Source organism: Algoriphagus lacus (assembly GCF_003583985.1).
Lineage (GTDB): Bacteria > Bacteroidota > Bacteroidia > Cytophagales > Cyclobacteriaceae > Algoriphagus > Algoriphagus lacus.
In genome coordinates this window covers 1-866 of sequence record NZ_QXML01000039.1, presented here as the reverse complement: position 1 = coordinate 866, position 866 = coordinate 1, and the positions used below count along the sequence as shown (strand labels likewise).

General features: G+C 53.3%; 1 pseudogene. It reads right to left on the bottom strand.

Annotated elements, in window-relative coordinates:
• Positions 1-866: pseudogene (locus D0X99_RS20480) on the bottom strand (hypothetical protein); the annotation flags it as partial.

The window sequence follows — 866 nt, the reverse complement described above, 5'->3', positions numbered from 1 at the left end:
GAGGAGTATTCCATGGAACAGTGATCATCTCCGGATTTTCCAGCCCAATAATCAGTCGGTTGCTCAGCGTGATGGTGAAGCTGACCTTCGTCTCATTATCAAAACTGTCTCTTGCCGTCAACGTAACCACCACTTCTCCCGGCTGGGAGTAAACTGTACCCGGCAGAGGGGTTTGGGTAAAACTGACCAGCTTACAATTGTCCGATGCTGCGGCAATTTGTGTAAAGTCAGGCATCACGTAAGGCATGTCACTGTAAAGAATCACCTCAAAATCCTCCGGCACTTCCGTGATTTCCGGAGCTGTTTCATCTACAATCCTAACCTCCTGGGTCTGTTCCGTCTGGTTTCCGTTTGGATCTGTAAATATCCAGGTCACAACGGTGCTTTCGCTAATCGGCAGAACCCTGGCGGTAGTCGCAACCAGGGTTCCCTGGCAGTTGTCTGTGGCCGTTGGCGGAGTCAGCGTGTCAAGACTGCAAACTGCTGTGATCACCGGCAATTGAGTTTGTGAAGGAACCGGAGCAAGCTTGTCCTCCACGGTTACCGTGGCGGTGCCCGTTGCGGTATTGCCGTTCACGTCCGTTACAGTCAGCGTTACGGTGTTTGACCCGATGTTGCTGCAGTCAAAGGTTGATTTGCTCAACGTCAGACTCGCTATTCCGCAGGCATCCGAACTCCCGTTGTTCAGCTGGGCTGCCGTGATGCTGGCGGTTCCAGTCGCATCCAGTTGGATCGTGAGGTTTCTGGTAGTTACCACCGGAGCAAGCTTGTCCTCCACGGTTACCGTGGCGGTGCCTGTAGCCGAGTTGCCGTTCACATCCGTTACGGTCAGCGTTACGGTGTTTGACCCGATGTTGCTGCAGTCA